We start from the raw sequence: 8669 nt of genomic DNA, 5'->3' as shown, positions 1-8669 counted from the left end.
GACTCTCTGATCGCCTTGGCCAACGCCATCATCATCACCCGGCGCCTGATCCGGACCGCCTGGACCACCCACCGCTGGGACACTCGACCAACCCGCCGACCATGACCTATCCGCGGAACCTCTTAGTAACCCGCATCGCGCCGCGGGTTCCGGTCTGCCCTCGGTCATCGTCTACTCGGCTGACCTCGAATCCACCGTCGAGGCGGTGCGCTCGGCAGGCGGCCGGATCACCGAGGCGCCCTATGAATTTCCGGGCGGAGGCCGGCTGGCGGCGACCGCGGGCACACCACGGGTCCACCAAAGCGTCAACGTATGGTGCGTCTGGCCCGGTCACTGGCGCCGTACGGCCACCGGAGCGTCAACCTATGGCATTTGCCGTGTTGCGTCGAGCACTTGCGAGGTGCGCACGGTCCCCGGACGGACACCCTGCGGGTCCTGCCTCAATCCTCATCTCGTTGATTTCACAGGTCGGGCACTCCCGCTCATCATCTGGACTTCTCGCATAGGGTCGTTGCGGCAGACGCACGGTGAGAGGAGCCGGCAGTGTTTCAGAAGGTCCTGGTCGCAAACCGTGGTGAGATCGCGGTCCGAGCATTTCGCGCAGCCACCGAGCTGGGCGCAACAACAGTGGCGGTCTTCCCCTTCGAGGACCGTGCCAGCGAACACCGCATGAAAGCCGACGAGGCCTACCAGATCGGTGATCTCGGTCACCCCGTGCGGGCCTACCTCGACCCGTCCGAGATCGTCCGGGTGGCGCAGGAATGTGGCGCCGACGCCGTCTATCCCGGCTATGGGTTCCTTTCGGAGAACCCGGCTCTTGCCGAGGCGTGCGCGCAGGCAGGGATCGCGTTCGTGGGGCCTCCGTCTTCGGTGCTGCATCTCACCGGGAACAAGGCGCACGCGATCGAGGCGGCCAAGCGCGCAGGCCTGCCCACGCTGCGCAGCATTCCGCCGAGCGACGACATCGACACACTGGTCGGCGGCGCCGAGCAGATCGGCTACCCGGTATTCGTCAAGGCGGTCGCCGGCGGCGGCGGTCGCGGTATGCGCCGGGTCGAGACACCGGACCGGCTGCGTGAGTCGGTCGAGGCCGCCATGCGCGAGGCCGAGTCGGCCTTCGGCGATGCCACCTGTTTCATCGAGGAGGCCGTGGTCGACCCGCGGCACATCGAGGTCCAGGTCCTGGCGGACGCCGGCGGCCACGTCATCCACCTCTACGAGCGCGACTGCTCGGTCCAGCGACGTCACCAGAAGGTCGTCGAGATGGCCCCGGCTCCCCACCTCGACCCCGACCTGCGAGCGCGCATGTGCGCGGATGCGGTGGCCTTCGCCCGGGAGATCGGCTACGTCAACGCGGGAACCGTCGAGTTCCTCCTGGACCCCGCCGGACGCTACGTCTTCATCGAGATGAACCCGCGGATCCAGGTGGAGCACACCGTGACCGAAGAGGTCACCGAGATCGACCTGGTGTCCTCTCAGCTGCGCATCGCCTCGGGCGAGTCCCTCGACGACCTCGGTCTGGACCAGGACGCGGTCCAACTGCATGGGGCGGCCCTGCAGTGTCGAATCACCACCGAGGACCCCGCCAACGGGTTCCGCCCGGATACCGGACAGATCACGGCATACCGCTCGGCCGGTGGCGCCGGTGTGCGACTCGACGGCGGCACCACCTTCGTCGGCGCGATCGTCAGCCCGCACTTCGACTCGATGCTGGTCAAGCTGACCTGTCGCGGCCGCGACCTGACCATGGCGGTCCAGCGGGCCCGCCGTGCGCTCGCCGAGTTCCGGGTGCGCGGTGTCAGCACCAACATCCCCTTCCTGCAGTCGCTGCTCGAGGAGCCGGACTTCATCGCGGGCCGGGTCACCACGTCCTTCATCGAGCAGCACCCCGACCTGCTCAACGCGCGGGTTCCTGGCGACCGCAGCACCCGGCTGCTGAACTACCTGGCCGATGTCACCGTCAACCAGCCGCACGGTCCGGCTCCCGACCGGGTGCCCGCCCCGGACAAGCTCCCGGACATCGACATCACCGGGCCGGTGCCGGCAGGCCCTCGAGACACGCTGCTTCGCATCGGACCGGACGGGTTCGCGCGGGCCCTGCGCCAGCAGACCGCGGTTGCCGTGACGGACACCACCTTCCGGGACGCCCACCAGTCACTGCTGGCCACCCGGGTGCGAACCCGCAACCTGCTGCACGTCGCGCCCTACGTCGCACGGATGACTCCACAGCTGTGGAGCGTGGAGGCCTGGGGCGGCGCCACCTATGACGTGGCGCTGCGCTTCCTCTCCGAGGACCCCTGGGAGCGCCTCGCGCTCCTGCGAGAGGCAATGCCGAACCTGCCGATCCAGATGCTGCTCCGCGGGCGCAACACGGTCGGCTACACGCCCTACCCCACCAAGGTGACCGACGCGTTCGTCCGGGAGGCGGCCACCACCGGCGTGGACGTCTTCCGCATCTTCGACGCGCTGAACGACGTCGGCCAGATGCGCCCGGCGATCTCCGCCGTGCGCGAGACCGGCACGGCGGTCGCGGAGGTGGCGCTGTGCTACACCGGCGACCTGTCCAGCCCGGCAGAGCGGCTCTACACGCTCGACTACTACCTGCGGCTGGCCGAGCAGATCGTCGACGCGGGCGCGCACGTCATCGCCATCAAGGACATGGCCGGCCTGCTGCGCGCGCCGGCCGCGGCAACCCTCGTCACGGCGCTGCGGGCGCGCTTCGAGCTGCCCGTGCACCTGCACACCCATGACACCGCGGGTGGCCAGCTGGCCACCCTCTTGTCGGCCATCAACGCCGGTGTGGATGCCGTAGACGTGGCCAGCGCCCCCATGTCGGGCACGACGAGTCAACCCTCCATGTCCGCCCTCGTGGCCGCCACGGATGCCACGGACCGGGCGACCGGTCTTGATCTGGCGGCGGTCGGTGACCTCGAGCCCTACTGGGAGTCGGTCCGCGCCCTCTACCGCCCGTTCGAGTCGGGCCTGGTCTCCCCCACCGGGCGGGTCTATCGGCACGAGATCCCCGGTGGCCAGCTGTCCAACCTGCGCCAGCAGGCGATCGCGCTGGGTCTCGGCGACCGGTTCGAGGCGATCGAGGACATGTATGCCGCGGCGAACCGGATCCTCGGAAACCTGGTCAAGGTGACACCGAGCTCGAAGGTGGTCGGTGACCTGGCGCTCGCCCTCGTCGGCGCCGACGCAAACCCCACCGAGTTCGAGGCGCACCCGGAGAAGTTCGACATTCCGTCGTCGGTGATCGGCTTCCTCGCCGGAGATCTCGGAGAGCCCCCGGGTGGCTGGCCCGAACCCTTCCGGGCCAAGGCCCTGAAGGGACGCACGATCACCCCGATCGATGCGGAGCTCTCGAAGGAGGACGAGCAGTCGCTGGAGCGTGATCCCCGGCGCACGCTGAACCGCCTGCTCTTCCCGGGCCCGACGGAGGACTTCGAGCGGTCCCAGGAGCTCTATTCGGACCTGTCGATCCTGTCGACGACGGACTTCCTGCATGGCCTGGTTCCCGACCGGGAGCACGAGATCGACCTCCAGCAGGGCAAGCGGCTGCTCCTCGCGGTGCAGTCCATCAGTGACGCGGACGAGCGCGGCATGCGCACCGTCATGTGCACGGTCAACGGCCAGCTGCGTCCCGTGCAGGTCAGGGACAGGTCGATCGCGGTCCAGACGCGACAGGTGGAAAAGGCCGACACCGCCAAGCCGGGGCAGGTGGCCGCCCCGTTTGCCGGCATGGTGACCCTGAGCGTCGGCGAGGGTGACACCGTCGAGGAAGGTGCCCAGGTCGGCACGATCGAGGCCATGAAGATGGAGGCGGCCATCACCGCGCCCACGACCGGCACCGTCCAGCGGATCACGGTGACCGGGCAGGCCCAGGTCGAAGGGGGCGATCTGCTCCTGGTGATCGGCCCCGCGTAACAGCACCGACCCGGCACCCGAGCGCCCGCCGCACGGACGCTGCGCCGACCCGTGCGGCGGTCGAGGCATACTGGGTTCGCCAGGCAGATGAATGACGCGAACGACGACATCGCGAAGCAATGGAGGGGCACCGCATGCACGCCGTACGACCGACCGGTCTGATCGCTGCGGCCGCCGTCCTCACGGTCGCCATCACCGGCTGTGGCGGCGGCAGCCAGGGCTCCGGCGCCCCGCAGCCCCACCTGTCGTGGTCTCCGGACCCTGCGGCGTCCGGCCTGGTCCAGGCCTCGGTCATGCCGAACAGCAAGGGCCGACAGAGCAACACCAAGACGGCGACCTGGACGTTCCACCTGCCCGACAAGGGCGACCCGAACGTGCCGTCCGACCAGTGGCCGGACGCCTCGGAGGTCGTCACCTCGATCCTCATCTCCAACGGCGACATGGCCGGTTGGATCGACCTCTCGTTCGGGGCGTTCTACTCCCTGGCCACCAACCCGGTGGATGCCCAGAACGTGCTGAAAACTCAGGTCTTCCCACTGATCGCGGAGGGCATCTCCGCTCACCTGCCCCGGAGGTACGCGTGATTCGTGCACGGTTGACCGCAGCGGTCGTCTGCGCCTGCCTCGCCATGACGATCGCGCCCGCGTATGCCGCGTCCACGGGCCCGACGACGCCGGCGTCGACCGCTGCTCCGATCCGCACCCAAGACACCTACTCCCCACCGGCCGCGCCACCCGGTGCCATCACGCCCACCCCGCACGTGATCATCAAGCCGTCGAACACCTTCCATGTGAAGGTCGACCCCACGGGAAAGAAGGTCATGGACGACACCTGGCCGGACGCCGCCGTGGTGTTCACGAAGGCCGAGCTGGCCCAGGCCCTGCCCGGACTGACCGGTGTGAGCGCCGGGGACTGCCAGCAGATCCCCGTCGCCAAGGGCGGCACCAGTGCCCACCACGAGATCTGCACGCTGACCCTACGAATCCCCGGCGAACCGAACGACGACCGGAGCCGCCTCGTGGTCGACGTGCGTGACTTCGGCACGGCCGACACCATCGGGCGAGCGTGGAACGCCGAGCTTGCCCAGGAGCGCGCCCGCGCCGAGAAGCGCCCCGGCCTCTACACCTTCTTCAAGAACGGGTCACTCGGCGCGGTGTCCAGCTATACGGACGGGACGACCACACGAGTGCTGCTGGCGAAGGGCGCCGTCACCGGTGAGATCTGGTTCAGCGGCGTCGGCTTCACCACCTTGAAGAGCAGTTACCTCGCCTCGCGTCAGCAGTACCGACAAGTGATCGTGCCCGAGCTGGTCCGACTCCTCGCGGCGAAGATGCACGGATCATGAGCATCGGATGGAACCAGCCGGCGCATCACTGAGTCAGTACCAGTGACACGGGCGCTCGCCTGGGAAAGACACAAGGGAGCAAGAAACATGAAGACCGGCACTCGCGCGGGTGTGTCCGCACTCGCACTGACCAGCATCCTGGGGCTGGCCGCCTGCCAGAACAACGTGACCGTGGTCGGCGCCCCGACCGGTGGCACCGGCCCGACCAGTTCGGACACCGCACCGAGCGCCGGCGGCGACACCCCCAGCGGTGGCGGTGACTCCGGCGGGGCGTCGAAGCACACCACCCCAAGCTTCCCCAAGGCCGCACCGTCCCCCGGTGACTTGGCCGGCACAGTCGTGGCCAACACAGCGGGCCGCAAAGCCGTCCCCGACACCACCCTGCCACTCCTCGCACCCGACCCGGCCAACGCGGACAACCACGGCAAGATTCCCAACACCGAGTGGCCCGACGCCCAAAACCTGTTCAGTATCAAAGAACTCAAGCAGGTCTTCCCGGACGCCGAGTCCATCGCGATCCGCAACTGCCTGCCCGCCAAGGACTACACCACCGACTCGCTGACCGCGCACAACGCGACCTGCGACATCATGGTCAAAATGCCTTCGGATGACTCCCTGACCTCCAAGGTCACCGTCACCATCGAGGACGTCGGCAAGCAGCAAGACCTGCTCAGCGACTTCGACGACTACCGCAAGATCGACCGCCAGACCACCAAGAAACTGAAGGACACCAGCAACGTCTTCTACTACAAGGACGGCTCCTTCGGCACCGAGCGCTACACCCACTCGTTCGGAAATGCCGAGGCCATCGTCGGCAACGGCAAGACCGCGATGAAGGTCGAGCTCGACCCGTCCGGGTTCTACGGTCTGGACCCCAACGACGACTACAACGGCTCGAAGAAGATCTTCCGCGAGCAGATCATGCCCCTGCTGCTCCAGCTGCTCGTTCAGCGCATGTGACGCGGGTCAGGCGTCGTCGTCGTGGTCCAGGTCCAGCTTTGGCAACCGCAGCCCGGCCAGAAACCCCAGAACGGCGACGACCAGCAGGACCACCCCGAGCGCACCGGCACCGGAGGTGGTCAAGGACAGCCCGATCAGCAGGAGCATGACGTGCCACAGCAGCGTCGGAGTTTTGGCAAGCGTGCGTCTGGTCAACAGGGCCCACGCAAGCGCGCCCGCCGCGACGGCACAGCACAGCGCGACCACGATCACACCGATACCGCGACCGTCGCCGGCACCCGTGTGGCCGGCGAGCTGATCGGCGGCCAACCACCCGGTCAGCAGCACGAGCAGCACGGTCTGTGCAGCCATCCATACGGCGACGGGCATCCACCGCAGCCGATCGCCGCCCGGCCCCTGCGCGGTGGGTTCATGAGTCACCCGAGTAGGCTAGCCTCGTCCCGAGTGTGATCAAGGACTCACCTTCGATTCCGAAAAGTTCTTCCAAAACACTTGTGGATTGTTGTGGGTATCTGTGAACCTAGGAACAGAGTTCATCGGTCACGCGTTCACAATGTGCGTACCGAAACTGCAGAGCCACCCTCACCCCGATCTACGTCGTGCCGCACAACCGCGCGCCTCGACGAGTGCAAGGAGCAGACACCCATGGATTGGCGCAACCGCGCTGCGTGCTTGGACGAAGACCCTGAGCTGTTCTTCCCGATCGGCAACACCGGGCCGGCCCTGCAGCAGATCGAAGACGCCAAGAAGGTCTGTCGTCGCTGCCCGGTCATCGACACCTGCCTGAAGTGGGCCATGGAAACCGGCCAGGATGCCGGCGTGTGGGGCGGACTGTCCGAGGACGAGCGCCGCGCCCTCAAGCGCCGCAACGCCCGCGCCCGCCGCGCCGGCTAAAGGCACCCCACAAAGTTCTCCGGCTCCAGAGTTTCGTGGGGCTCAGCTGAGGTCGCGCAGGCGGGCCACGAACCGCACCACGGTCCCGCCGCCCGGCCGCTCCTGCCAGCTGATATCTCCCCGCAGGTCCTGCAGCAGGGACAGCACAATCTGGACACCCAGCCCACCGTGACGCGGCTCGAAACCCACCGGCAGACCCCTCCCGTTGTCCCGCACCTGGACGGTCAGCAGCTTCTCACCCTCCGAGGCGGTGCGCCGAGCCTCCACCTCGACCAGTCCTCCGCGGTCCGGGAACCCATGCTCGACGGCGTTCTGCACGAGCTCGGCAAGGATCATCGCCAGTGCGGTCGCATCACCCGCCTGCAGGTCACCGAAGTGGCCCTCCAGCACCCCCTGCACCCCGTGCCCGGACCTGTTGCTCAGGTCGATCGCCGCGCGTAGGCCGCGCCTGGCGACCTCGTCGAACTCCACCGCTTCGGCCATCCCCGAGCTGAGGGTCTCATGCACGTCGGCGATCGTCGCCACCCGGCGGACCGCATCCTCCAACGCCGCACGGGCACCCGGGTCGTCGAGTCGGCGAGCCTGCAGTCGCAGGACCGCGGCGACCGTCTGCAGGTTGTTCTTGACCCGGTGGTGAATCTCTCGGATGGTCGCATCCTTGGTGAGCAGCTCCCGCTCACGCCGCCGCAGCTCGCTCACGTCACGCACGAGCAGCACGGCCCCGACGCGCCGCCCGTCCTGCGACAGCGGGATGGCGCGCACACTGACACAGGCACTGCGGGACTCGATCTCCGTGCGCCACGGCACCCGCCCGGTCAGCACCAGCATGAGCTCCTCGTCGACCGGTCCACGCTCGGGAAGCACGTCGCCGAGCGCCGAGGCCAGGCGCACGCCCACCATCTCCCCCACATACCCCAGGCGGTGGATCGCCGAGACCGAGTTCGGGCTCGCGTACATGACGTTTCCCGCGACGTCGAGACGCAGCACCCCGTCACCCACGCGGGGAGCGCCCCGCCTGCCTCCGGTGCCGGCCGCCCCACTGGGAAACTCACCCTGGGTGATCATCATCGTGAGCGCGTCCGCGGTCGCCAGATAGGTCACCTCCAGGCGGCTGGGCGTGCGCATCGAGGCAAAGCTGGTGTGCCGGGTCAGCACCGCGACCACCACGTCCCGCTGCACGACGGGGATGCACTCCTCACGCACCGGCACGTCGTCGCGCCACAGCGTGGTGTGGGCCCGCACCACCCGCCTCAGACGGAAGGCATCGTCGATGTACGTGGTCCGAGAACCGTCGCTGCGTCGACCGACCAGGTCCTCGACGAACACCCCGACACCGGTGGTCGGTCGGACGTGGGCGGCGGCCACCCACCCACCGTCGGTGGTGCGCACCCACAGGACCAGATCGGCGAACGACAGATCCGACAGCAGCTGCCAGTCACCGACCAGCAGATGCAACCACTCGACAACGCTCGTCTCGAGCTCTGTGTGCTCGGCGAGCACATCGTTCATCGACGGCACGGTTCGAGCCTAGAGGATCGTCGAG

The 8669-nt window shown here is 68.1% G+C and carries 7 protein-coding genes and 1 pseudogene; 6 read left to right on the top strand and 2 right to left on the bottom strand.

What is annotated here, in order from left to right; genetic code table 11:
• The 5 genes and pseudogenes from FGL98_RS15365 to FGL98_RS15345 all read left to right on the top strand — a co-directional run.
• Positions 1–105, top strand: a pseudogene (locus FGL98_RS15365) (IS5/IS1182 family transposase); the annotation flags it as partial.
• A gap of 438 nt (positions 106–543) precedes the next feature.
• Entirely contained in the window at positions 544–3927 is a 3384-nt protein-coding gene (locus tag FGL98_RS15360) for a pyruvate carboxylase (protein ID WP_146317990.1), read from the top strand.
• A 134-nt stretch (positions 3928–4061) separates the two neighbouring features.
• Positions 4062–4511 (top strand): hypothetical protein, encoded by a 450-nt coding sequence (locus FGL98_RS15355; protein WP_146317988.1) that lies wholly within the window; start codon positions 4062–4064, stop codon positions 4509–4511.
• Positions 4508–5272, top strand: a complete 765-nt coding sequence (locus FGL98_RS15350; protein WP_146317986.1) for a hypothetical protein — start codon at positions 4508–4510, stop codon at positions 5270–5272. The genes FGL98_RS15355 and FGL98_RS15350 overlap by 4 nt, the downstream gene beginning before the upstream one ends.
• An 87-nt stretch (positions 5273–5359) precedes the next feature.
• The gene (locus FGL98_RS15345; protein ID WP_146317984.1) at positions 5360–6232 is read left to right on the top strand and encodes a hypothetical protein; all 873 of its coding nucleotides are present in this window, start codon (positions 5360–5362) and stop codon (positions 6230–6232) included.
• Positions 6233–6238: 6 nt separating this feature from the next.
• On the opposite strand, the gene FGL98_RS15340 is transcribed toward FGL98_RS15345, so the two are convergent.
• On the bottom strand, positions 6239–6652 hold the full coding sequence (locus FGL98_RS15340; RefSeq protein WP_146317982.1) for a hypothetical protein: 414 nt from the start codon (positions 6650–6652) through the stop codon (positions 6239–6241).
• Between the two features lie 225 nt (positions 6653–6877).
• Between FGL98_RS15340 and FGL98_RS15335 the strand changes: the two genes are divergently transcribed.
• Complete coding sequence (locus tag FGL98_RS15335) at positions 6878–7126, top strand: WhiB family transcriptional regulator (RefSeq protein ID WP_146317980.1); 249 nt, start codon at positions 6878–6880, stop codon at positions 7124–7126.
• Positions 7127–7168: 42 nt separating this feature from the next.
• On the opposite strand, the gene FGL98_RS15330 is transcribed toward FGL98_RS15335, so the two are convergent.
• The gene (locus FGL98_RS15330; RefSeq protein WP_342779983.1) at positions 7169–8635 is read right to left on the bottom strand and encodes a sensor histidine kinase; all 1467 of its coding nucleotides are present in this window, start codon (positions 8633–8635) and stop codon (positions 7169–7171) included.
• Positions 8636–8669: the final 34 nt, after the last annotated feature.

Origin of the sequence: Leekyejoonella antrihumi, from assembly GCF_007845645.1 — a bacterium.
GTDB classification, from domain to species: domain Bacteria; phylum Actinomycetota; class Actinomycetes; order Actinomycetales; family Dermatophilaceae; genus Leekyejoonella; species Leekyejoonella antrihumi.
This window is presented reverse-complemented; position numbering and strand designations above follow the sequence as displayed.

Bases quoted from the DNA above. Each gene is read 5' to 3' on its own strand.
- FGL98_RS15355 (WP_146317988.1), top strand. From the start codon at position 4,062: ATGCACGCCGTACGACCGACCGGTCTGATCGCTGCGGCCGCCGTCCTC.
- FGL98_RS15335 (WP_146317980.1), top strand. From the start codon at position 6,878: ATGGATTGGCGCAACCGCGCTGCGTGCTTGGACGAAGACCCTGAGCTG.
- FGL98_RS15345 (WP_146317984.1), top strand. From the start codon at position 5,360: ATGAAGACCGGCACTCGCGCGGGTGTGTCCGCACTCGCACTGACCAGC.
- FGL98_RS15330 (WP_342779983.1), bottom strand. From the start codon at position 8,635: ATGAACGATGTGCTCGCCGAGCACACAGAGCTCGAGACGAGCGTTGTC.